This is a genomic window from Coprococcus sp. AM11-30B (assembly GCF_027674365.1).
GTDB classification, from domain to species: Bacteria; Bacillota; Clostridia; order Lachnospirales; family Lachnospiraceae; genus Allocoprococcus; species Allocoprococcus comes.
Genome location: NZ_JAQDVB010000006.1, coordinates 154,599 through 175,827, shown reverse-complemented (window position 1 = coordinate 175,827; position 21,229 = coordinate 154,599). Strand labels below are relative to the sequence as shown.

The window sequence follows — 21,229 nt, the reverse complement described above, 5'->3', positions numbered from 1 at the left end:
TATCCTTTCGCAAACATGATTTTTCTGTTTTTCGTAAAAATCGTTATCCTCTGTTTTAAGCAATATTTGCTTGTTTCAGACGATTAGTAATCTAAATAAAATCCAAATTTTATTTAGTTTGGAACTTGTTGTTTCTATCATAAATCGTTGAATTCCTCGATTAAAGAGGCTCATGATTTAGATTTTAACAACCCATTGCTTTAACAATATCATCGTCTTTCAGCTCAACACCGACTCTTATTTTTTCAATAAGATCTCGCTGCCAATCTTCTAGTTCGTCCACTCTCCATTCACTAATCTCTTGTGCAACGAAGCAGCGTTCCCTATCCCATATACTTTCTTGCTTATCCTTGTCTGTATATGGGATAGATCTGTAATATGTTTTCTCACTAAATTCATACTTTACATTGAAATATAGATATCGGAAATATTCTGTGTAATGTATTTCTTTTGGGATTTCTGCACCATAATATTTTCCGTTTACTTCTTTGTAATGATATAGCTTCTGTTCAGAAAGCCGTATGTCAAATAACTCTTCGATTGTTTTATCTTTGTCTTTCGGATGTTCTTTAAAGTGCTTTTCCTGCCACTCATCAAATAGATCAAAAGTATATGGTTGTTCGAATAGTCTTGATGTTTCTTTGCCACATATTTTTTCGCCAAAGAAATCCGCGCCACTTCTAAAACGTTCTATAATCCTTTTGTCCCTATTTGTTAAGGGTTTATTCTCCTGTATTTGTTGCTTGAATCTATGTGCCATAGACAGTTTAAGACTCCATTTTGTATATTCTGTATGTTCTTCTTCTGTCCATTCCGATTCAGGCTTTTTGAATTTTATGACATCTGGCTTAAAATTTTTCATAATATATCCGGCATAGTCTGCGACCGGAATTGTTTTAGGTATTTCGTTATTTATAATTATATTTCCTCCACATCTTCTTTTTCCCTGATATTTCCAAATGGTAGTTATTGGTCACAAGGGATTGTTCCCCACTTGAATGAAAATTTCACATCTTCTAAAGTAGGGTTTTTCTTTATTTTTACGAGATTTTTTAGGTATTCATTTAATTCTTTTTTGTTTTTTAGGTAGATTTTAGCTTTAAATTTTTTCATTTTGCCTCCATTAAAAAAGCGTATCACCGGTTTTGCCAGTAATACGCTTCGTTTGTTGGTTGGTTTGCTACAGAATAATTGTTTTTACAAATTATAGAAAAATGCTAGTTACTTCTGTACATAGTATTACAAGGCAATTATATTATATCTGCTTTGTGATTATATTTCAACTTTATTTTTTAATATTATTCTGTTGTACTTCCAAAACCACCATTTCTAATTCCAGTTGCATCATCATCTTCTGTGATGCCATATTCAACAAAAATTCCCTGCATAAATCCTTCGCCAGATTTAAGACCTATAACTTTTTCTTCGTTAGTGTCGTTTGTAATTTTTGCAAAAATGTGTCCCTCATTGTCAGAATTATAGTAATCACTGTCAATGATTCCGACTGTATTATTGAGCTGTAATCTGAATTTGAATCCCAGACCACTTCTAGGATAACATTTCAATACCCAGTCATTGTCAATTCTGCATCTGATTCCGGTAGGTACTTTTACTGTTTTACCAGGTTTAATTTTCAGCCCGATTGGTGTGAAGAAATCATATCCGGCAGAACCAACCGTTGCACGTTTCGGTAATTTGATTCCGTCATAAATCTTTCTAATAATTTCCTCATCACTTGCGTTAAATGTATCTCCCCAGTCCTTCTTGAACTGCTCATAACTTACCTTTTCAAATTTTGCTACTACTTTTGCCATTATAACATTTCCTTTCTTTTCCAAAGTATTATTTTATTCGCCACTATGCTTTTTTGCACATCAATGATTCTCTGATTTCTACTGCCACGAAATTGTAATCGAAGATCTTTTTCTTCTATTCTGAATTCTCCATCCACTAAAACATCACATAACTTCAATAGTTTTCTATACTTCTCTTGATGAATTATTTCTTCATATTTATATCCTGTATAAATCCATAGTTCTTTTTCTGGATGGAGGTTTTTGAAATTCTTACTTACAAAATATGAAAGTTCCATATTATCTAATGGATCACCACCAGAAAGAGTGAGCCTAGAAATATGCTTTTTTGATAACTCATTAAATAGTTCATCATAAATGCTTTGTGTGAATGGAATTCCTTTTGACTTATCCCATGTAGATTGGTTGTGGCAACCTTTGCAATGGTGGGAACAACCTTGCACAAACAAAGTTGCTCCAACTCCATTACCATTATTTACATCGAATTTATCAATTCCGGCAAATCTGAAATCAGTTTCAATGCCGTTAATGAGATTCATTTTTCTCCGTTTTGGCTTTTAAGGCATTGTTAAAATGTTTCACACGGTAGTCAACTTCCTGGCGTTTTCCTTCATTGAATGCTTCAATGTAATCACCAGTGAGATATCCCGTTACTCGTCTTAATCTTCTGATTTTTCGACAACCGCAAATCGGGCATTCATCTCCGATTTCATCTGTATAACCACATTCGGTACACATGTCATTCGGTACATTGACTGCAAAATAAGGAATATCCTTATCCATTGCATAGTTTACAATTTCTTCAAGCGCATCAATATTTTGTTTTACGCTTGATGGCAATTCGACATATGTAATGCAACCGGCTGAACTATATCCTGTAAGTTCTGCCTCTATGTCAATTTTTTCAAAAGGACTCATTTCTTCCCAAACTGGAACGTGCATTGAATTTGTGAAGAATTTCTTATCAGAAACATTTGGGATTTCTCCGTACTTATTTCTGAATTTTGACATTGCTGTAAAGCATAAGTTCTCTGCTGGGGTATAATATACTCCAAAGTTTAAACTATACTCTTTTTTGTATTCGGCACATCTATCTTTGAAAAGCTGCTCAATTCTCTTTGCGGTTTCCATACCTTTTTTAGTTGTATGATTGCAGCCAACTAAAATCTGTAAAGTTTCTGCAAGACCAATCTGACCAACTGCTAATGTTCCGTGTTTCATGGCAGATTCGATATTTTTTCCATCGAAACCTTCCATTACAAAATTTTCGTACATGAATTTCGCTGAGTCTGGTGACTGTTTGCAAATCCATAAATATCTTTCGATAAGCATGTCTTTCGCTTCATCAATCTTCTTATCAAGATATTCCATGAAGCTGTCAACCAATAATTTCTCATCGTATTCTTTTCCACCAGTAAAACAATTGTTCTCTTCAAGTGAAACTTTTGTTTCCATAGCAAGTGTTGGCATGATGATAGTTACCGGGCAAATATTACCCCTACCGTCTTTTGTCTGACCAAATCCGTTGATATCCCAACCGTTAGCTGTTCTACAGCCCATTGTTGAGAAGTATGTTTTCGGATCATCTGGATCATACCCTTCATTTCCTGACCAATCACAGTTAGCGTAATTCGGGTAAAGCCTCTGTGCAGTTGAACGGAGTGCCAATCTATATAAATCATAGTTCGGTTCGCCTGGCTTTCTGTTGATACCTTTCTTCAACTGAAAAATACCACATGGGAAAATACTTGTCTTATGTAATTTTCCGATTCCAGCGATAGAAACATCAAGTAATGCTTTAATTACCATTCTTCCTTCTGGTTCGGTACATGTACCATAGTTGATAGAGGTAAATGGTAACTGATTTCCAGATCTTGACTGAAGCGTATTCAGATTGTGATATAATGCTTCAATTGCCTGTTTTGTTTCAATGATTGTATCGTATAAAGCAGATTGATAGAAAATAGGATCAAGTTTTTCTTTATTTGCAAAGAAAAAGTCCTCTTCTTTCAGTCCTGTCTCTTTGTAAAAGTTTTCTTTATTCTCATCAATCCAGTCATCGAATCGGTTTCTGACAATGCCAATTTCGTCTTCGTAGTTATCAAACAGCATTCCCATAAGGTCTAAGTATAAGAACGCTGCTGTATTTTTTAAATATGCCACAATATAATGTTTTCTGAATGACTTTCGCACATATGGCATAAGTGTCCAATCAATGTGTGTTGCAGAAACACCACCGAACTGCTGCAACGACTGTAACTGGAATATTACAGCAATCAATTGTCCGGCTGTATTGACAGATTGTGCCGGGCGAACATCCGTCTGTCGTACATTAAACCCATTTGCAAGTAGTTTATCAAATGGAATGCTGAGACAATTGTGCATACCAACCGCATAACTATTTAAGTCGTGCGTATAGATTCTGTTAAGAATATGGTTGTTTCTTGCCAATTCGGACATGCACTCATCAAGAGCATACTGTTTCAGCATAACATCACTTGCAGCACCAATCATTCCACCAAATGATTTTTCATCAACATTTGCGTTCTGATTCTCAACATCTTTAGCTTTCAATTTCTCTGAAAACTGTTTCATGAGTTCACTTTTGCGTCTTCTGTCTCTGGTTCTATCATTTCTATAGATGATGTACTTTCTTGCGACTTTCATATCTTTTTTAGCAAGCTGAGATTCTACAATATCCTGTATTTCCTCAACTTCCATATCTTTATCAAGCGCACTGATATTTTCTGCAATCTCTTTGGCTCTTGATTTTGCATATTCTGTTTCTTCTTTTTCAACATCATAGAATGCCTTTAAAACAGCATTCTCGATTTTTTCAGGTCTGAATTCCTGAATCTGTCCATCACGTTTGTAGACCATTAAAAATCCTCCAATTTATCAATAAGTTCATAAATCTCATCCCAACCATGAACCCTAAAGTTCTTTGTGTTGTCCTCCTGTACTGATCTGTTCCAGGGTTTATCAAATATGAAATTATATTTAACTGGTGAATCTTTCGTATAATCCAGTGTAAAATTCCCTATACAGTCATCAATAAGGATATCTCCATGTACCAAGTGTTTGTCCCGGCACACAACAAGCATTCCACTATCGTATTGCGGAATGTTCCGTTTGAGCCATTCATCTTTGACTCTTACATGGTCAGGATAAGTTGATGTAACAAAATAGAAATTGTATTTTGCCATCAATTTTCCGATTACTTCTTTTGCTTTTGGCTGTAGCTCTAAAGAAGATAGGAATTCATCAGTACCAAATTCCGTGAATATATTTTCACATTCTGGCTTGATGAATTTTTTAACTTCCCAGTCTGTTATGTCATTCAGAGTGAGACTGTCATTGTATTGCTTGTTATATTCGACAAGGATCTTTTCAACTAAGTTATTTATCACTTCGTCCACATCACATAATATCGTTTTGCATTTATTTATGCTTGTTTTTCGTGTTGAAGTATATTTCTGATGTACAAATTCTGCCATGTCCTGTGGTGTAAATTTATACTCAGGGTTTTCAATAACATATGTTACCTCATCTTCGATTCCGTCAAACTGACCGACATCTGAAGCATCTCTTCTTTTGGCTTCTTCAATGTCATCTTTTCTTTGAAGAATCTTTATCAGACGATCTCTTCTGGGAACTTTTATATAAATGCTTGTAACATCTATATCAGATTTCGTTTTGAGCTGTCTCATTCCGTGTGGTGTAAGAACAGCTACTTTGTCGTTTGTACAGTCTTCTACTGCACTTCCATAGTACCAACCATTATAGACTCCGATTTCTGCGAAAAATCCACTTTGAGCTTTCTTCAAAAATTCTTCTTTTGAAATATAATGGTAATCTACACCATCAATTTCTCCTTCTCTTGGGCTTCTAGTGGTATAAGATACTATTTTTTTGTACCCATATTTTTCGCATAAAATCTTTTCAATAGTTGACTTACCGCTTGCACTTCCTCCAACAAGTATAAGCATTAAAAGTCCTCCTGCTTTTTACGGTTCTTATATGTAAGAAATTCGTATGGGATAGATTGATAATACTGAATATCACCACTTTCCACACATTTCCATGTGTTATCTTCCTCTATATTAGGAAAGAACGTATCAGATTCAAAAGACTTATAAATCTTTGTCACGAATACTTTTTCACAATATGAAAGCAATTTCTCATAGATTTGACCACCACCAATGATGAAAATATCACTGTCTTCATTTTGGATAAGCTCTATCGCTGAATCCATTGATATAAAATCTACGCCATTAACATGTTTCTGGCTTTTGCTGATTACATAGTTTTTTCTATTTGGTAGTGGCTTTTTTGGAAGAGAATCCCATGTTTTCCTTCCCATAATTACGATTGAACCATTTGTTTTTTCTTTGAAAAATTTTTTGTCTTCTGGGATATTGATAAGCAAATCTCCGTTTCTACCAATACCCCAGTTTTCATCTACTGCTACTATTGCTGCTAACATTCAAATCTCACCCTTGTTACTTGATGTTGGCTTAAATACTCTGCTGCATCTTGAACACCAGTCAAATAAGCTGAATATAAATCTGGATTTTCTTTGAAATCTTCTGCATTTTTGCTGTTCATTGCATACCCAACAAGTTCTTCTTCTGTCCGTATGTCCTCATAAACTTTATCTATTTTATTCAGACATGATTTGCAAATATCTATTTTGCCCTTATGAATTATTCCGGCGAAAAATCTAATTGCACTATCAAATGTATTTTCGTCTATCGTTCTTCCACATATATCACATTTAATATAATTTACTCTTGCCATATCATCACCTAAATTCCGAGTTCTAACTTCAACTGAGGAACAATCGGATCATAATTTTCCATAGAAAAATCTTCGATTGTCATATCATAGAAATTAGTTTTCTCTGGATTGAGTTTGAGCATTGGCTTACTCTGAGTATCAGAATTTTTCAGATTTTTTACACGTTTAAGCATCTCTTTTGCTTGATTGATGTGTCTATCATAAATCTGTTCATTTGCTACAAAATGTGTGAATACACCTGGTTTATAACCAGTATAGCGTGCAATCATTATAAGTAATGCTGCATATTGAACTTCATTAACCCCACCAGCACCAGAAGCCGTAAGCATATCTCCACTTCTCTGAATCAATACCATGTCAAGATATTTACCACGCACATTCCATATTGTGTTGTAAGCGCATGGTGCAAGACCGGCTGTTTCTCTTAAATCATTTTCTTGCCATAAGGAAACGACTTTTCTCCTGCCATATGGATCTTTCTTGATATCATCAATGAGCTTATTGATTAAATCATATCTTTTCACGGTTGCGCCGTATCTCTGCCCAATAGTTCCATCTCCGATATCCCAGTCTTTCCACCAGGTAACTCCCATTTTTTCCATTTCTGAGATGCTATTTGTCGGTCTTTGATAAATAGTGAAAATTTCTTTGATACCAGTTTTCCATGCGATTCTTCTTAAAGAGCAAATAGGAAATTCACCTTTTGATAAATCGTAGGTTCGGCAAACATGGTTCACTGAATATGTATGTGCCGGTACTCCGTCTGCATACTTAGGTCGTGGGTTCTCATCAATATATCCATTTTCAAGGATATTCTTGATGTCTCTTTCCATATACTGATCTGCTTTATTCATGCTAATCCTCCACAATGAACGCTTTCAGTTTTTCTCTGATTTCTTTGCATTCTTCAACATCATCTGATGAAATTTTCAGCACTAATTCCCTTGAAAGATCAACACTAAAAATTCCCATGATTGATTTTGCATCAATGATATATCTGCCAACAATAATATCCATATCCGGCTTAATAGCAGATGTAATCCGGCAGAAATCTTTAACTCTATCTATAGTACAAAGACTAATTTTAAATTCGTTAATCATTCTTCTCTCCAATCATTGTATTCTTCTTCCCATTCTGTCTCATGTATGCCGTTTGCTTTTTTCGCACATTCTTCTGAGCAATATGTTCCGTTCATATCATCTGTAACATAATACTCATCTTCGTATAATTCTTCTCCGCATTCATCACAAGTTCCACGAACTCTCCTAACAGCATTAGGACATCTTGGGTGGCAAGGGTTCTGTAAACATATTGAACACATGTTTATCATTCTCCTTTATTATTGTCTGTTTATGATGTTTTCATAAATTTCAAGACCAAAAGCTACGGCTTGACTTTTCATATTTTTACTACCTTTACTTTTTCCGTCCCAAAATAAAACAAGAACTCCAAAAGCATCGTCTGAAGAAGCATATACCGCCATGTCTCTGTTCCTTTTGTGTCCTGCTAATGCATTATAGCTTCCATACGAATTTGTAATAACTCTACATGGTGATACATTCAAATTATTCCAATCAGCCGGAAATTCTTTAAGTGCAAGATTATATTTATTGGCGAATCTCACTGCCAATGTATCTGCTCCTTTTGCCATTCCACTAATAATTTCCAGACTACATGGGTTAATTTTGAATAATCTCTCTTCTTTATTGATAACGAGAATATTATATTGAGGATATTCTTTATTGAGATGAAACAACACTTTAAACATTGTGGATTCAAATAAATTGTAATCCTCAAAAAATCTTGATCCGGCAATAATTATCCTCAACATAATTCTCTCACTTTCTTAGTTCTTGTTTATTGTATCACGTTTTCCAAATTTGTCAACGCATTTATTATAGTTTGTTTATCTGTTATTAGTTACAGTATTTTTCAAACACATTGTTAAAATGCTTGTTGTTGCACAGCTTACGGATAATGCACATTGCAAGCCCAGTTTCTTTATTGAACGTATCACCAGCATGGCATTTAGTTACTGTCTTAGTACCATCTTTCCAGAACACGATAGTTGCTGGATCATTAAATACGACATTTTCAATTTCTTTTTCCAGGTCGATATTCTGAGAGATGCTAACCTCTGCTTCTTCCTCTGCAATATCATCAATAATATCGGAAATAATTTCTCCGAATACACAACCAAGCATTGCTGCCATCATTTCATCAGTTACTTCTACATTTTCATCTTTTTTGCATTCACATTTACACATAATCTTTCTCCTTCTTAATTCGCTTTGTTTAAAATCATTTTGTTTGATACGAAACCAGATGCACCTTTATGACCTCCACCGCCATATCTTTCGGCAATTTTTGAGCAATCAACATCCGGCTTTTCTGAATAAATGGAGTATTTGTATTTTTCTCCATTGAATGCCCAAATTGCAACAATCGGATAATCTTTGATTACTTCCCCGAATACTAAGCTGTTGCAGCTTCTATTTACAACCAGGCATTTAATACCGTCAATTCTTGATTCATATGCATAGGCATTTCTGTATGCTTCATACTCTTTCTCTACATATTTAGAAATGACAATACCGTTATGTACCATTTCAGCAAGTAAAGGATTATCCTTACTGTTTGAATCTTTTACAAGTTTATTCCAGATAATATCCAGTGCATCATAATCCGTAGATTCGAGTGCATACTTGAAAAACAGTGATTCTTCATATTTAAACTGCCAGCAATCAAAATCACTAACATATTTTACGAAGAGGGGGATATCATCAAAATCACATCCCATAAGGTACATCCATGTTAATCCAGCTCCACTAATTCCTTCCTTTCGGATTCCTTTAATACTGCTGAATTCTGGATATTTAGCAAGAATATCCATACTTGATGAATGGTGATCGCACCAGATTAAATCACAGTGTTTTGTTTCAACGATTTCTTTCAGCTTATCTACTGTATTTACCGAGAATGACAAATCTACAAAATAGACTGTTTCACCGTCTTCAATAAGTTCCGTTGGGATTTCGCCATCATAGTTGTACATGATGTAGTCTTTTGAGTTGTAATTTCCTGTTACCCTTGCAACGATTGAACCGGCACACTTACCGTCCATATCGCTATGATAGAAACATTTCATTATTCTTCCTCCGCTTCATCAAGTGCAGATGACATAAAACACATAGTCTGGGCACTATTCAATGCATCGGCACTTACACCTCTTGCGACTGATACAGATTTTGATGCTGCAGAAAATACTTTTTCTGTACCACTCTTACTTGCTCTGTATGTTTTTGACAACATACTACTTATTCCCAGATCATTGCTAACTTGCATGGTATCAATATTCGCACCTAAGAATGTAAACACCCAACTGTATTTTTCACGCTGATGTTTAATCATTTCTTTTACTGTATTCCAGTCAAATTCATGGCTTGCATTCTCATAACCATCAGTGATAATTGTAAATACAACTTTTTCAGGTCGTTCTTCTTCCGGCATATCTGCAAGTCTGTTTCCGACATGGTTGATTGTTCTTCCAACGGCATCAAGCATGGCTGTCATACCTTCTGGTCTGTATTCTTTGTCAGTTAAATTCTGAACCTTTTTGATATCAACGCCATCGTGAACCATGATGTATCTATTGTCGAAAAGAACTGTAGTTACAAGTGCATCGCCATCTTCTTTCTTCTGGTCGGCAAGCATTGTATTATAACCACCAATTGTTTCCGGCGCAAGCCATTTCATTGATCCGCTCATATCAAGAACGAATACCATCTGTGTCAGATTTTTCTTCATCTTCATTTTCTCCTTTTTGTTTTATTCCTATCATTCGCTGCATTACTTTAATAATACAATCATGACAGGTACACTTTTTAATATCGTCCGTAAGCAATAGCGGACATACGCAATTTGCTCCACAAATAGGTAGGTTAATTATTTTTTGACTTCCTGGAAGAAACACCCTTGTTGCATAATGAACTGGTGTATCTAATCCAAAACCTAATGTTGGAGATCTTTGCGGATTTATCACGAATTTAGGCTTTCGTGCGATTACTGGCTGTATCATTCACATATTTTCCTTTCGTATTTTCTCATTTTTGTTACTACGTTTTTGTCTAATTCATAGAATGGATCTGAACCCAAAACATTTACAATAAGCTGACCAAACCGTAATTCAGGTAATTTGTCCCACACTTTACGGACTGCATCAAGGACAACATCATGTGTGATATTTTCGCCATTCAGTATACTTTTAGCAATTTCTACATGATATTCCAGTAGCCCAGTTTTCATGGAAGTCTGTACAAGATTCGTTCCTGTAAATTCACACATATCTGCATCGTCATCTAAAATAACAAATGCATCAATCTCTTCTTTTGCATTTTCAAGCCACGCTCTTATCTCATCTCCACGCTGCACTCCCGGCTTATTTATGACTGGTGTAATATCATATACTTCCATCTGATATTCTGCCAATCTATCTGTAAGTGTTTTGAAGATTTCTTCTCCATACCACGAATTACGACCACTTTTTGAACAACCAATTCGCCATGTTGATGATACAACTATTTTTGCTTTGGTTGATTCGACTAACTCTTTTAATAATGCCAACGGTCTGTCAAACAGCTCACTTTTTCCTTTTGCTTCTAACAAATCTTTTTCTGAGTTCAACACACCGTCAACATCAAGAAAAATCACTTTCATATAATTTCTCCAATCAATTCAATAATCCTTTTTCATATTTTTCTAGTTTCTCAACAATTAAGTCGTTTGGTAGAAAATCTTTACAAAAATATGCAGTTGCAAATGGACTTCCCTCTATTGTAGAATTCATGTTTTAACGAAGGAGTGTGATAAATTGGCAAACAACATTGGTTATTTAACCAGTAGTAAAACGCCTGAACACCAGGAATTATATACACCATATTATGCGGTTGAACCAATCGTAAAATATATACCGAAAAGTTATAGAATATGGTGTCCGTTTGATGCTGAATGGTCTTCGTTCTATCAAACATTTAGGGAAAATGGATTTGATGTCATCAGATCCCATATAGATGAAGGGAAAGATTTCTTCTTATATGAACCTGATGACTATGATGTGATAATCTCAAACCCACCATTCAATATCAAAGACCAAATTCTCGAAAGATTATATAATCTCAATAAACCATTTGCAGTTTTGCTACCACTGAATACTTTACAGGGAAAAACTAGATATAAATATTTCAAAAATGGAATACAAATACTCAGTTTCGACCAACGGATAGGATTTCATAATAGACAAAACATGAATTTTATTTATCTATTGTGCCAACATACATATGGATATTTTTCAATATCTTTTAGTGTGCCTCCATATCTGCTTTATGGAGAAGCATGATTTTGTCGTACAGCTCATCTCCCCATAATTTCTTGTATTTGCTCTGCATCTTTGTGTTATTATCTTTCTCCCAGAAGTACGGGAACATATGCCACTGGATCAATGCAAGAATTTCAAGCCTGTCATTTTCCTCTACAAATCTGAGATATCTAACCGCATCATATGCAGATACAAGGTGATGCTGGTAGTAATGTGCGTATTCACAAGGATTGCCTTTACTGTCTTTATACCCTTTTGTAAAAGACTTTCCAATATCATGAAGCAATGCTGCCGTACATAAATTGAAATCCGGCGAATCCATTGTCATCGTGAGAGCGTTCAGATAACATGCGATGCAATGATTTCCGATGGATAACTGATGATGTGGATTGTCATGGTCAATATTACAAAGTCCATTTGGCATCTCATAGAACAATTTTGTTAAGCTATTGCCATTTATTATTGCGTGTTTTAAATTAAAAATAATAGAGTCCCAACCTTCATAATACTGTGGTATGTAAATGTTTTTGTACATTCGTGCAATCGCATATTCCGGTACAACTCTGTCTCTCTTTTTGTTCTGTTCAAGACACATTTTATATGGAGTCCATACAAAATAGCAAACTTTTCTGCAATCAATCTTTTTAAGTTCACGTAAGAATGCTATTCTCTTTTTATAACTGATATTACATGCATCATAAATTGCACAACCGTCTGTCCCCTGATGCTCTATCAGATATTTCTTAATCCTTCTATGAAGCGTTTGAAATACTTCTTTATCCTGATCCATACACTCTTCTGAACCAGTAAGTTCTTCTCTGATACTATCTGACGAAAAAATTGTACCATGATACGTGTCCTTTATATCTTTCGCCAAAGTAGATTTTCCACTTCCAGGCAAACCGACCATCATCACGAAAGTTGGTTTTTCCATTACTCTTCCTCACTCTCTTCAAAAATTTTCTTATAGTCTGTTACACCCATTTCATTAAGTTTTCTATAACCTGGGCATTTATCACTTCCATATTTGATATAATTGTTTTCTATACCAAAATACTTGTTTCTGACATATGACTTAAATTTCGGTGGGACATTTTCATGTACCCAAATCATAAAGGTCTTTCTGTCAGATTTTGGAGCTTTTGAGTACCATTTGGAAGTTTCTGATTCCATGTCTGAAATATATCCTCGAACAATTCTCTCAACTATCCGTACTCTTGGTTTGTATGCTGCCGGAACTTTGCTATATAAATCATCAACCTTATCTTCTGCCACACTCTGAATAATCAGATTGATTGAAGAAATTTTTGATAATACTCTATGGATCTGTGTATAATCATCGCCTTTCACTTTAATCATGTGACCATCAATGTTAATTACAAATCCTTCCATTTCATCCGACTTGATTGTTTTGACTTCTTCCAATACTTCATCAAAAGTTTTGTCAAAAATCTCTGTCATCGGCACATGATATTTAGCAGCATACTCCGCAACTTCTTTATAAGAATACTGTCTGCCGGTATTCACATCTCTAATACCAATCAGATACAATCCTTCTTGCTCTTTCGTGTATTTGACAACGTGGGCATCTGGCAATGAAATATATTCGTAGATAAATGTAAGACTTGGATTTTCTTTTGCCATGCATTTATTATTGTCTGTTAGTCGTAAAATTCCATCGGCTAATCTCCACGACATATCAGGGTTAATCGCCTGACTGCCAGACATGAAGATTTCGCCGTTATACCAACGTACACACTGCATACTTCCATCAAGTTTATTTGTGATTTCAACAGTTTTTGCATTCTTGATTTCTTCTGTCACGACTTTTATATCATTTTCTGGACACTCGTTCAAGTTTCTGAACTTCTTAAATGGTGCAATGACAATTTCCTCTGTTTTGAGATTGATTACCACACTTCGGCACTCCAAGAAAAATCCATTATCTGCATTCCAGAGGTCTTCAACAGTAATTTCGTATTGACCATCACCGGCTGAACTGAATTTACCATATCGGACAAGGATAAGATCCCCCTCTTGATTTATTTCAAGATATTTGATTTTTTCTTTGGCTGTTTCATCGTTGAGTGTCTTAATCCAGTATTCTAAGCATGATACCGTTTTGGTAGTATCATTCTCTTCAATCTCATATTTTTTGTATTCAACTTTGCCGAACTTTTTCAAATAATTATGTTTGATGTTTATTGCAAAATTAAAAACTGGATTCCATTCAAACATTGCTAACTCCTTTCTTAGTATACCATATTTTTATATAATGTCAACATTTATTTTGGTTTGTTTATGCCAAAAAATATCCTTTTTCCAATACTTCAATATAGTATGATTCCTTCCACCATTCAGTACACTCGCCTATATGACCATAACAATCATATTCAAGTTTTACTTCATACATCGGTTCTTTTAACTTATAGTTAGGATCATACTTTTTCATTCCTTCTTCATATCGGTCAGAGATATCCGTTACACTGATAATTCTTCGTACATAATGCTCAACTAGATTCACCTAGAAACCCTCCCGGTTTTCTTCAGAATGTAATCAAGTGTTCTTGGTGTATACATCATATATGGCAGCATACACCCTACATTATATGCATTTTTCATCTCTTCATTATACAAGATATTGTGTGTCGGCGTTTTTCTGTCTTCACTCAAATTATTATGTACATGACCGTATAAATGATAGCTGCCTCTATGCGACTGATCCCACACTGCTAATGGATAGTGGCAAAGTACAACAATTCTTCCTTCATCATTGATTCTTTTCAAATCATAAATTCCCTGGAACAATTTCTTACATTTTCCATCTTTAATCCAACTATCATGGTTTCCAATAATCAAGTATCGGTTCTTACACTTAATCTGTTTAATCAGTTCTGCAGTCTTATCTGGCTTATACCATGACACATCACCCAACAAATAAAGATTATCCCGTGGCGATACTCTGTTATTGATATTTGCGATAATCGCTCTGTCCTGTTCTTCTAACGATTCAAAAGGTCTGTGGTCAAACCTTCTCATTGCATTCTCATGTCCTAAATGTAAATCTGCAATATAAAAATTACTCATAATCTAGCTTAATAGTCCTCCTTCAAAAATCCTTTCTTTCGTGCGCAATCTGAGCAATAATTGTATCTACCATAAATTATTCTTCCACACTTTTTGCATTGATGCCCCTTTGAAATTGATGTGCCATATGGTGTGCCAAGTGCAATGTAACACGGCTTACAATATGTATAGTTATCGGCGCAATATCCACCACATCTCTGACAAAATCCCATTTTTATTCTTTTCCCTTTCTCTTATTGTAGTCTTCCCACGGTATTCTTACTTTGTATTTATGACTCTCATAGTATGTTGTGCTTACACCACATGTTTTCGCCCAGTGGTCAAGAATTTCCTGTAATCTTTTTATTTCTCCATCAGAGATATCATCATATGCATCTTCGTATAAATCTTCGGTTGCCTGTTCTGCAATACTTTCTGCATTTATACTCATTTCTACCGGCTCAGTTACCCACACATATTTTGGACGAACATCTCCATACTCTTCGTGTTCATTTTCCCAGTCATCGAAAAACTCTTCCCAGTCATTAAAATAACCATTATCATGTGTGTATTCTTCTGAAAAGAAATATTCATAATCTTTCTGTTTTTCCTTTGGTAAAAGTGGTGCTTTCTCAAATTCTTCTCGCTTTTTCTGTTCTCGTAATTTCTCGTCTATAGCTCTTTGCTGTTTACAATCATGCTTTGTATATCCACGCTGAATTACTTCTCCGCACAATTTACATCTGAGAATCACTCCATTAAAGCAATGTTGGCAAAAAGTGATTGCCTGATGTTTATATGGAAACCATACTTTTTTATCTGGATCATCGGATAATCCGTATTGGTTATCTCTTATCACCATACCAGTACCATGACAATAAGGGCAGATTTCCTCATTGTCATGTAAGTCTTTTACCAAATTAGCATTAACAAGTTTTTGAATATATTCTTTATCGGAAACAATGACTCGCTTTGGTTTTACAAATTTTCCCATTTGTAATCATTCTCCTTATATTGAAACTGCTTTATTCAAATAATCTGCAACTTCCAGAAGTGCCTTTTCGCCACTGAATACTATAACTCCATTTGCTTTAAGCATATTTTCAACGGCTTTTAAGCTATGTGTCATCTGTTTAGATTCACTACTTCTCTCATAGGTTTTATACAGATTAAGGAATATTGTTTTCTCTGGACGTTTGTTTGAATCGTCAACAACTTCTGCAATCGAATAAACGCCTTTAATTCCGTTAGTAATACCGTACAGAACATAATCAGAAGTCTCTCTTTCATGGACTTCTCTCAGTCTGTCTTCTTCGCTCCAATTCTTCACAATTGGATTGTAATAGTCGCATTTAAGTAATGGCTGCAACTCATCTAGCCATTTCCAACCGGCACATGTACCACCTAAAAATACTTTCATTTCTATCTACCTCGCACATCTTTATTGTCAGTAATCATCTTTTTCCCTTTGCAAACTGGGCAAACTTTAATACCTCTAACACCTGGCGCAATCTGGCACATTCCAGTCCCCTTACATTTTGGGCATGTTTGCACTGCAACTGTCGTATCAATTGTTGTCTGATATTTAATTTTTTCACCTAAATGGAATTCGTCATCTCCCAATTTGAAAGTTACATTATCAAGTCCATATTCTACTGAAAATGTACTTTTGACTTTCCTTGCCCAATTAGCCATTTTCATAAAACATTCTGGTGTTTCTTCAAATCTAATTGTTTCCCACGTATCTTTTGCTAAATCATGATAAACAATGTAACCTAATAATTTACCATCAAATTCAACAATACAATCGTTTGATTTAAAACCAACAATTTTTCCATGCTCTCCCAACCTTGCTTCCTCTGGAATACGTTCTGTATTTTTGACAACGATAACTTTGTCACCAATATTAAAGTGTTCCATAGCTTCTGTTCCCAACTATTTACCTCCTATCACTTTACATACATATATCCGCAATATGCAAACATAATTCTTCTGGTATAACACTTCTCTGTACAGCACCTTTTAACCCTTGTGTGCCCGTTTTACTTCCTCTGGGTGCTTTCTCATGACATGGATCACCATTATGGCACATTGGCTTAAATTGAGGATTCGGGTGGTTAGTCCATATATCCGTAGGCTTCATTCGTGTATCACCGTACTGACAGTATGTAACTGTGTATCGTGGCAATCCTTGCATGAAGTCCATTTTTCTCATACCGCCTCTAGGATTTTCGATGAACCAATACTTAGGCTTTAATTCTTTGATAAGCTCTAATGTATGTTTTACAAGCTCATCAGATAGCTTTGCAAAATCACTTACAGGATCAAGGCTGCCGGTTTCAACATTCTTCTTTCTGTGATGTGATATTGCAGCGATAGAATAACTTGTACATGGTGGACTTGCCCAGATTACATCCGGTCTACCGAATCTCTCAATAATGTCTTTTGCCCTTACTTCCATGATATCTGCATACCAATCTATGTTTTGATTTGGTCGTTTGTAATCACGTAATATACGCAATTTGAGAAAGGAAGTAAAACTATAATGAAGTGTTTAGATTTATTTAGCGGTACACGTAGTATCGCAAAAGCCTTTGAAATCAAGGGTTTTGAGACTTTCACGATAGAACTTGACCGACAACATAAAAACATAGTTTTATTTAGTTTTCTGGCTGTTTGTAACCTCAATCTGGCACGATTTCATGACTTCAAGTGCTGCTTTATGCTTCTTAGTAGTCACACCAGCACAACAACTTTCATCAACTGAAATGTTCCAGGACGGGTAGAACATTCGTAATGCAAGTGCATTTGACACTACACAAATATCAGTGCAAAGTCCCACCAACTCAATACCGTATTCATCTACAGTGCCGAAAATATCTTTCCAGTTCTCATACCCAAATGTTACCTTGTCAATAAATGAGCAGTCTGGATATTCTTTGCAGTCATCAACTAGCTCTGGAATAATTCGCCATCCCTCTGTGCCATAGATACAATGTTCAACTGGCAGATTCTTACCTTCCAGTGTTTCCAGATAATTTTCTCTGTGTGTATCTCTAGTGAAGATGATCTTATCGCCACGCTCCATGTATTCGGTAATTTTAGCTTTAACTTTACTTACAATGGCTTCTGCATCTTTTGATCCCAGAGAACCACGCACAAAGTCCTCCTGCATATCAATGACAATCAATACTCTTTTCATTCTTCAAAACCTCCATTTTCTTACAATTAAGTCTTCTTTGAATTGCATAGCAACTACCCTGGCAGTCACTACATTTAACATTTGTTTCTAAAAAGAAATCACACTTAGCAACCCTATTACAAATCATATAGTCTTGTGTGGCTTCTCTTCCTTGCATAGATACGATGTGTTGGCAAATCAATGTACCATCGTAAAGTTTTTCACCATAAAGACAACTATCACATTTTCGCATTTTTCTTACCCTTGCCATATTTCCTGATGAATTCTCTTACCGGCTGCAGATTGCCAAACACCTCTGTAGCACGATTTTCTTCCTGATGCTTGTATTTCAATACATCTTCCATATCATCTTCTGTTGGTCTGTAATATCCACTACCATTCTGAATATTGATGATGACAGTTTTCTTTCTTGCCTTACTTATTAAATCTCGCATAATTCTGTCAGAACATCCAACCTTGATTGCCAAATCATCTCTACTAATGGCGTTCTCTCTACCATATGGAATATACTTCACAATATCATCATACATATTGTTTCTCCTTTATTTATGCTTGTTTTAAGCATTCTTTGAAATCACGAATCCTATTCTGGGCAATGTCAAAATATTTATCGTCCATTTCAATTCCAATATACTGCCTGTTTGTATTAAGTGCAGCTACACATGTACTACCACTTCCAACACAATTATCAAGTACCAGTTCACCTTCATTTGTATAAGTCTTGATAAGATACTCCAATAATCCAACGGGTTTTTGTGTCGGATGAATGGCTGATTTCTGAATGTCTTTTGAGAACTTAATCACGGATCTAGGATATCTTTCTGTACTGTCATATGTAGTCAGTCCATATTTCTCATAATCCGTAGTCTCTTTACAATTCTGCTTATGTTCCGCTTTGCTTACTTTTCTTACATGTCCAGTCGTTTTCTGAGGATTGTATGTAGGTAATTTCTTATAAAATACGCAAATATCCTCATGCGCCCTAAGTGGCATTTTCTTAGCATTCAAAAATCCTGTCGGTTGTGTTTTCTCCCACACAAGATTGTACCGCCACATTTTTCTATTACTTTGCATTAAGTCAGCCGTGAACATTCCGTTTGCGAATAGTACGATTGCACCGTTATCTTTAATAATTCTGTTATACTGCTGCCATAATGGTTCAAACGGTATAACAGAATCCCATTTATTCCGGGCAGTCTGCCCAAACGGAAGATCACACAAAATCATATCAACACTATTCGTTGGAATATCTTTCATCAATTCCAGGCAGTCACCTTTATATATTTCGTTGACTTCCATTACTACTCCTAATAACTATTTTATCTATGATACCGGAACACCGTAATATAGGTGATTCCAGAAACTAAGACTTCTATTATTTACTCATAATTTTGTCTGAAAACGGCTAAATAAGCTATTCCAAATAAAATAGTTATTTTGTCCGTTTCCACTCTTCTTCACGGATTTTCTCTTCAGAATATCCTCGTCTTCTGAGTTCTCTTTTCGCTTCGTTTGCAATACTTTCTGGGATATAATCACCCAGATGGTCGAAGCATGTTTTGTCTGAATCTTTTTCAAAATCCCACATATTAAATACCTTTTTCTACTACTACAGCTTGTTTACCAAGTTCCTCATATCTCTGATTAAATAAATCTTTTGGATATTCCTTAATACCTTGTAACGGATCAGAAACAATACAAGTATTATTGCCCTTGTCATATCCAATTAGCACCATACAATGTTCATTTGCACGCCATGCTATTTCTTTACCATCAACGTCCCATGTAATATTTCTGTATGTTTCTTTCAGGTCAATAGTTGACCAAATTACTACCGGCTTGCCATCTTCTACATATTTGTATAAATCATCTAATGACAATCCATATAAATTGTATACTTTGAAATTACAGCCGTTCTTCTCACTGAAACTTTTCGCTGCATCTGCAATCACATTAGAGAAACAACCACATGAATGAATATCATATGGTGATCCTATAAATTTCTCATTCGGATCTGTATCTCCAACTTCGCCACATTCCAAGTATTCATCTGCTAACTGAGTTTTACTGATATCATATCCATAGTAATTGAGTACAGTCGCAAGTGAAGTAATTTCGCAACCTGTAGGAAGCTCTGGTAACTGTAGAACTGGCTCAACATCCAATTTGAATTGTGAATTGGATTTTTGCACAGTATCATTTTCTTTTTTGGTTGTCTCAGATGTAGATTTATTCTTTTTCTTACTCTTCAAATCAAAATTGAGTGTTACGGTACAGCCATTTTCAGTGGTTTCTTTATTAAAATCATTAAGCTCATATTCACCACCAATATCTATATCTGTGTTATCATTTCTCCACATTGTTCTTTTTACTGTAACATATGGATATTTAGATTTACTTTCTCCTGCCTTGCAACCAACTAAAGAAAAACATAAAAGTACGGCAAAAATTCCTACCATCATCTTTTTCTTCATTTTCTTCTCCTACTCTACATTCCTATCCCTTGCAGCCGACCTAAACATCATCAGCAGCATTTCTGAAATAGGCTTTTCTCTGTTCATTCTTTTAGCTTTCTTTATGGATTTCAAGTCGTACCAGCTCCCGGAGTGGCAACGACCACTGGGAACTAATACACCAACACCATACGGAATCTCTTTCTTGACCTCATCGAACACTTCTTTTGGCATCACGTAGTAATTCCAATCTCCGATGAAGTTATGCCCGTTTTTAGAATGGAAATCTGCTACGGAAGACTTGACCTCATAACAGTAAAAATCTCCTTTTTCGATTCCTCCAACCGTGTTATTTACTGGCTTGAATCTCATATAATCAACTCTTTTGGCATTCTTGGTTCTGTAGTCAAACGTGACTTCTCTTGACCAATATATCCTAGAGTCATTGCGTGGATTTATGTGCTTTTGAATTGATAGAGACAGAATTTTTGTAATTTCCTTTCTTTTATCTGTCTTCAT

32 protein-coding genes are annotated in these 21,229 nt (G+C 35.3%); 1 reads left to right on the top strand and 31 read right to left on the bottom strand.

Going from position 1 to position 21,229, the window contains the following annotated elements; translation table 11 throughout:
- Positions 1 to 184 precede the first annotated feature (184 nt).
- The 17 genes from PGU50_RS05870 to PGU50_RS05790 all read right to left on the bottom strand — a co-directional run bounded on the left by PGU50_RS05870 (position 185) and on the right by PGU50_RS05790 (position 11,331).
- Positions 185 to 862 (bottom strand): hypothetical protein, encoded by a 678-nt coding sequence (locus tag PGU50_RS05870; protein WP_270246417.1) that lies wholly within the window; start codon positions 860 to 862, stop codon positions 185 to 187.
- Positions 863 to 966: 104 nt separating this feature from the next.
- Positions 967 to 1,113 (bottom strand): hypothetical protein, encoded by a 147-nt coding sequence (locus PGU50_RS05865; protein ID WP_015529224.1) that lies wholly within the window; start codon positions 1,111 to 1,113, stop codon positions 967 to 969.
- Between the two features lie 185 nt (positions 1,114 to 1,298).
- Complete coding sequence (locus tag PGU50_RS05860) at positions 1,299 to 1,814, bottom strand: deoxyuridine 5'-triphosphate nucleotidohydrolase (RefSeq protein ID WP_270246416.1); 516 nt, start codon at positions 1,812 to 1,814, stop codon at positions 1,299 to 1,301.
- The gene (gene nrdG, locus PGU50_RS05855; protein WP_270246415.1) at positions 1,814 to 2,353 is read right to left on the bottom strand and encodes an anaerobic ribonucleoside-triphosphate reductase activating protein; all 540 of its coding nucleotides are present in this window, start codon (positions 2,351 to 2,353) and stop codon (positions 1,814 to 1,816) included. Before nrdG ends, PGU50_RS05860 begins: the two co-directional genes overlap by 1 nt.
- Complete coding sequence (gene nrdD / locus PGU50_RS05850) at positions 2,340 to 4,694, bottom strand: anaerobic ribonucleoside-triphosphate reductase (protein ID WP_118174841.1); 2,355 nt, start codon at positions 4,692 to 4,694, stop codon at positions 2,340 to 2,342. Before nrdD ends, nrdG begins: the two co-directional genes overlap by 14 nt.
- Complete coding sequence (locus PGU50_RS05845) at positions 4,694 to 5,803, bottom strand: 5' nucleotidase, NT5C type (RefSeq protein WP_270246414.1); 1,110 nt, start codon at positions 5,801 to 5,803, stop codon at positions 4,694 to 4,696. The genes nrdD and PGU50_RS05845 overlap by 1 nt, the downstream gene beginning before the upstream one ends.
- Positions 5,803 to 6,300 (bottom strand): dihydrofolate reductase, encoded by a 498-nt coding sequence (locus PGU50_RS05840; RefSeq protein ID WP_270246413.1) that lies wholly within the window; start codon positions 6,298 to 6,300, stop codon positions 5,803 to 5,805. The genes PGU50_RS05845 and PGU50_RS05840 overlap by 1 nt, the downstream gene beginning before the upstream one ends.
- Positions 6,294 to 6,614, bottom strand: coding sequence for a hypothetical protein (locus PGU50_RS05835; RefSeq protein WP_118174835.1), 321 nt, complete (start codon positions 6,612 to 6,614; stop codon positions 6,294 to 6,296). Before PGU50_RS05835 ends, PGU50_RS05840 begins: the two co-directional genes overlap by 7 nt.
- 8 nt (positions 6,615 to 6,622) lie before the next feature.
- Positions 6,623 to 7,468 (bottom strand): thymidylate synthase, encoded by an 846-nt coding sequence (locus PGU50_RS05830; protein WP_270246412.1) that lies wholly within the window; start codon positions 7,466 to 7,468, stop codon positions 6,623 to 6,625.
- 1 nt (position 7,469) lies between these two features.
- Positions 7,470 to 7,715, bottom strand: coding sequence for an HPr family phosphocarrier protein (locus PGU50_RS05825; protein ID WP_330672455.1), 246 nt, complete (start codon positions 7,713 to 7,715; stop codon positions 7,470 to 7,472).
- Complete coding sequence (locus tag PGU50_RS05820; RefSeq protein WP_118174831.1) at positions 7,712 to 7,936, bottom strand: hypothetical protein; 225 nt, start codon at positions 7,934 to 7,936, stop codon at positions 7,712 to 7,714. The genes PGU50_RS05825 and PGU50_RS05820 overlap by 4 nt, the downstream gene beginning before the upstream one ends.
- Before the next feature lie 18 nt (positions 7,937 to 7,954).
- On the bottom strand, positions 7,955 to 8,446 hold the full coding sequence (locus PGU50_RS05815; RefSeq protein ID WP_270246411.1) for an SLOG family protein: 492 nt from the start codon (positions 8,444 to 8,446) through the stop codon (positions 7,955 to 7,957).
- 85 nt (positions 8,447 to 8,531) lie between these two features.
- On the bottom strand, positions 8,532 to 8,882 hold the full coding sequence (locus PGU50_RS05810; RefSeq protein WP_270246410.1) for a hypothetical protein: 351 nt from the start codon (positions 8,880 to 8,882) through the stop codon (positions 8,532 to 8,534).
- 14 nt (positions 8,883 to 8,896) lie between these two features.
- Positions 8,897 to 9,763 (bottom strand): DHHA1 domain-containing protein, encoded by an 867-nt coding sequence (locus tag PGU50_RS05805; RefSeq protein ID WP_270246409.1) that lies wholly within the window; start codon positions 9,761 to 9,763, stop codon positions 8,897 to 8,899.
- On the bottom strand, positions 9,763 to 10,422 hold the full coding sequence (locus tag PGU50_RS05800; protein WP_270246408.1) for a vWA domain-containing protein: 660 nt from the start codon (positions 10,420 to 10,422) through the stop codon (positions 9,763 to 9,765). The genes PGU50_RS05805 and PGU50_RS05800 overlap by 1 nt, the downstream gene beginning before the upstream one ends.
- A complete protein-coding gene (locus PGU50_RS05795) occupies positions 10,385 to 10,693 on the bottom strand; it encodes a hypothetical protein (protein WP_118174820.1) in 309 nt (102 codons plus the stop codon). The genes PGU50_RS05800 and PGU50_RS05795 overlap by 38 nt, the downstream gene beginning before the upstream one ends.
- Positions 10,690 to 11,331, bottom strand: coding sequence for an HAD domain-containing protein (locus tag PGU50_RS05790; protein ID WP_270246407.1), 642 nt, complete (start codon positions 11,329 to 11,331; stop codon positions 10,690 to 10,692). Before PGU50_RS05790 ends, PGU50_RS05795 begins: the two co-directional genes overlap by 4 nt.
- Before the next feature lie 154 nt (positions 11,332 to 11,485).
- On the opposite strand from PGU50_RS05790, the gene PGU50_RS05785 reads away from it, so the two are divergent.
- Positions 11,486 to 12,010 carry a tRNA (adenine-N(6)-)-methyltransferase gene (locus tag PGU50_RS05785; RefSeq protein WP_270246406.1) on the top strand — a complete coding sequence of 175 codons (525 nt, stop codon included), beginning with the start codon at positions 11,486 to 11,488 and terminating at the stop codon, positions 12,008 to 12,010.
- On the opposite strand, the gene PGU50_RS05780 is transcribed toward PGU50_RS05785, so the two are convergent.
- The 14 genes from PGU50_RS05780 to PGU50_RS05715 form a co-directional block, all read right to left on the bottom strand.
- A complete protein-coding gene (locus PGU50_RS05780) occupies positions 11,973 to 12,923 on the bottom strand; it encodes an AAA family ATPase (RefSeq protein ID WP_270246405.1) in 951 nt (316 codons plus the stop codon). The two genes, PGU50_RS05785 and PGU50_RS05780, sit on opposite strands and share 38 nt — an antisense overlap.
- On the bottom strand, positions 12,923 to 14,227 hold the full coding sequence (locus tag PGU50_RS05775; RefSeq protein WP_270246404.1) for an RNA ligase: 1,305 nt from the start codon (positions 14,225 to 14,227) through the stop codon (positions 12,923 to 12,925). Before PGU50_RS05775 ends, PGU50_RS05780 begins: the two co-directional genes overlap by 1 nt.
- Before the next feature lie 61 nt (positions 14,228 to 14,288).
- Positions 14,289 to 14,513, bottom strand: coding sequence for a hypothetical protein (locus PGU50_RS05770; RefSeq protein WP_270246402.1), 225 nt, complete (start codon positions 14,511 to 14,513; stop codon positions 14,289 to 14,291).
- The gene (locus tag PGU50_RS05765; RefSeq protein WP_270246401.1) at positions 14,510 to 15,076 is read right to left on the bottom strand and encodes a metallophosphoesterase; all 567 of its coding nucleotides are present in this window, start codon (positions 15,074 to 15,076) and stop codon (positions 14,510 to 14,512) included. Before PGU50_RS05765 ends, PGU50_RS05770 begins: the two co-directional genes overlap by 4 nt.
- A gap of 214 nt (positions 15,077 to 15,290) precedes the next feature.
- A complete protein-coding gene (locus tag PGU50_RS05760) occupies positions 15,291 to 16,049 on the bottom strand; it encodes a hypothetical protein (protein WP_270246400.1) in 759 nt (252 codons plus the stop codon).
- A 15-nt stretch (positions 16,050 to 16,064) separates the two neighbouring features.
- The gene (locus PGU50_RS05755) at positions 16,065 to 16,475 is read right to left on the bottom strand and encodes a hypothetical protein (protein ID WP_270246399.1); all 411 of its coding nucleotides are present in this window, start codon (positions 16,473 to 16,475) and stop codon (positions 16,065 to 16,067) included.
- A 2-nt stretch (positions 16,476 to 16,477) separates the two neighbouring features.
- Entirely contained in the window at positions 16,478 to 16,990 is a 513-nt protein-coding gene (locus PGU50_RS05750; protein WP_270246398.1) for a hypothetical protein, read from the bottom strand.
- A 19-nt stretch (positions 16,991 to 17,009) separates the two neighbouring features.
- Positions 17,010 to 17,516: a DNA cytosine methyltransferase gene (locus tag PGU50_RS05745; protein ID WP_270246397.1), complete on the bottom strand. Its 507-nt coding sequence runs from the start codon at positions 17,514 to 17,516 to the stop codon at positions 17,010 to 17,012.
- Positions 17,517 to 17,711: 195 nt separating this feature from the next.
- Entirely contained in the window at positions 17,712 to 18,257 is a 546-nt protein-coding gene (locus PGU50_RS05740; RefSeq protein ID WP_270246396.1) for a cysteine hydrolase family protein, read from the bottom strand.
- A 218-nt stretch (positions 18,258 to 18,475) separates the two neighbouring features.
- Complete coding sequence (locus tag PGU50_RS05735) at positions 18,476 to 18,787, bottom strand: hypothetical protein (RefSeq protein WP_118174796.1); 312 nt, start codon at positions 18,785 to 18,787, stop codon at positions 18,476 to 18,478.
- Between the two features lie 16 nt (positions 18,788 to 18,803).
- Positions 18,804 to 19,556, bottom strand: coding sequence for a DNA-methyltransferase (locus PGU50_RS05730; RefSeq protein WP_243005334.1), 753 nt, complete (start codon positions 19,554 to 19,556; stop codon positions 18,804 to 18,806).
- Positions 19,557 to 19,689: 133 nt separating this feature from the next.
- Positions 19,690 to 19,845, bottom strand: a complete 156-nt coding sequence (locus PGU50_RS05725; RefSeq protein WP_270246395.1) for a hypothetical protein — start codon at positions 19,843 to 19,845, stop codon at positions 19,690 to 19,692.
- Between the two features lies 1 nt (position 19,846).
- Positions 19,847 to 20,731, bottom strand: coding sequence for a C39 family peptidase (locus tag PGU50_RS05720; RefSeq protein ID WP_270246394.1), 885 nt, complete (start codon positions 20,729 to 20,731; stop codon positions 19,847 to 19,849).
- A gap of 9 nt (positions 20,732 to 20,740) precedes the next feature.
- Entirely contained in the window at positions 20,741 to 21,229 is a 489-nt protein-coding gene (locus PGU50_RS05715) for a hypothetical protein (RefSeq protein ID WP_118174792.1), read from the bottom strand.

Coding starts and splice junctions, on each gene's coding strand:
- PGU50_RS05865 (WP_015529224.1), bottom strand. CDS start 1,113: ATGAAAAAATTTAAAGCTAAAATCTACCTAAAAAACAAAAAAGAATTA.
- PGU50_RS05725 (WP_270246395.1), bottom strand. CDS start 19,845: ATGTGGGATTTTGAAAAAGATTCAGACAAAACATGCTTCGACCATCTG.
- PGU50_RS05745 (WP_270246397.1), bottom strand. CDS start 17,516: ATGGAAGTAAGGGCAAAAGACATTATTGAGAGATTCGGTAGACCGGAT.
- PGU50_RS05820 (WP_118174831.1), bottom strand. CDS start 7,936: ATGTGTTCAATATGTTTACAGAACCCTTGCCACCCAAGATGTCCTAAT.
- PGU50_RS05790 (WP_270246407.1), bottom strand. CDS start 11,331: ATGAAAGTGATTTTTCTTGATGTTGACGGTGTGTTGAACTCAGAAAAA.
- PGU50_RS05815 (WP_270246411.1), bottom strand. CDS start 8,446: ATGTTGAGGATAATTATTGCCGGATCAAGATTTTTTGAGGATTACAAT.
- PGU50_RS05830 (WP_270246412.1), bottom strand. CDS start 7,468: ATGAATAAAGCAGATCAGTATATGGAAAGAGACATCAAGAATATCCTT.
- PGU50_RS05775 (WP_270246404.1), bottom strand. CDS start 14,227: ATGTTTGAATGGAATCCAGTTTTTAATTTTGCAATAAACATCAAACAT.
- PGU50_RS05860 (WP_270246416.1), bottom strand. CDS start 1,814: ATGGCAAAAGTAGTAGCAAAATTTGAAAAGGTAAGTTATGAGCAGTTC.
- PGU50_RS05755 (WP_270246399.1), bottom strand. CDS start 16,475: ATGAAAGTATTTTTAGGTGGTACATGTGCCGGTTGGAAATGGCTAGAT.
- PGU50_RS05765 (WP_270246401.1), bottom strand. CDS start 15,076: ATGAGTAATTTTTATATTGCAGATTTACATTTAGGACATGAGAATGCA.
- PGU50_RS05800 (WP_270246408.1), bottom strand. CDS start 10,422: ATGAAGAAAAATCTGACACAGATGGTATTCGTTCTTGATATGAGCGGA.
- PGU50_RS05840 (WP_270246413.1), bottom strand. CDS start 6,300: ATGTTAGCAGCAATAGTAGCAGTAGATGAAAACTGGGGTATTGGTAGA.
- PGU50_RS05810 (WP_270246410.1), bottom strand. CDS start 8,882: ATGTGTAAATGTGAATGCAAAAAAGATGAAAATGTAGAAGTAACTGAT.
- PGU50_RS05845 (WP_270246414.1), bottom strand. CDS start 5,803: ATGCTTATACTTGTTGGAGGAAGTGCAAGCGGTAAGTCAACTATTGAA.
- PGU50_RS05720 (WP_270246394.1), bottom strand. CDS start 20,731: ATGAAGAAAAAGATGATGGTAGGAATTTTTGCCGTACTTTTATGTTTT.
- PGU50_RS05805 (WP_270246409.1), bottom strand. CDS start 9,763: ATGAAATGTTTCTATCATAGCGATATGGACGGTAAGTGTGCCGGTTCA.
- PGU50_RS05715 (WP_118174792.1), bottom strand. CDS start 21,229: ATGAAGACAGATAAAAGAAAGGAAATTACAAAAATTCTGTCTCTATCA.
- nrdD (WP_118174841.1), bottom strand. CDS start 4,694: ATGGTCTACAAACGTGATGGACAGATTCAGGAATTCAGACCTGAAAAA.
- PGU50_RS05795 (WP_118174820.1), bottom strand. CDS start 10,693: ATGATACAGCCAGTAATCGCACGAAAGCCTAAATTCGTGATAAATCCG.
- nrdG (WP_270246415.1), bottom strand. CDS start 2,353: ATGAATCTCATTAACGGCATTGAAACTGATTTCAGATTTGCCGGAATT.
- PGU50_RS05870 (WP_270246417.1), bottom strand. CDS start 862: ATGAAAAATTTTAAGCCAGATGTCATAAAATTCAAAAAGCCTGAATCG.
- PGU50_RS05835 (WP_118174835.1), bottom strand. CDS start 6,614: ATGGCAAGAGTAAATTATATTAAATGTGATATATGTGGAAGAACGATA.
- PGU50_RS05825 (WP_330672455.1), bottom strand. CDS start 7,715: ATGATTAACGAATTTAAAATTAGTCTTTGTACTATAGATAGAGTTAAA.
- PGU50_RS05760 (WP_270246400.1), bottom strand. CDS start 16,049: ATGGGAAAATTTGTAAAACCAAAGCGAGTCATTGTTTCCGATAAAGAA.
- PGU50_RS05735 (WP_118174796.1), bottom strand. CDS start 18,787: ATGTATGATGATATTGTGAAGTATATTCCATATGGTAGAGAGAACGCC.
- PGU50_RS05780 (WP_270246405.1), bottom strand. CDS start 12,923: ATGGAAAAACCAACTTTCGTGATGATGGTCGGTTTGCCTGGAAGTGGA.
- PGU50_RS05730 (WP_243005334.1), bottom strand. CDS start 19,556: ATGGAAGTCAACGAAATATATAAAGGTGACTGCCTGGAATTGATGAAA.
- PGU50_RS05740 (WP_270246396.1), bottom strand. CDS start 18,257: ATGAAAAGAGTATTGATTGTCATTGATATGCAGGAGGACTTTGTGCGT.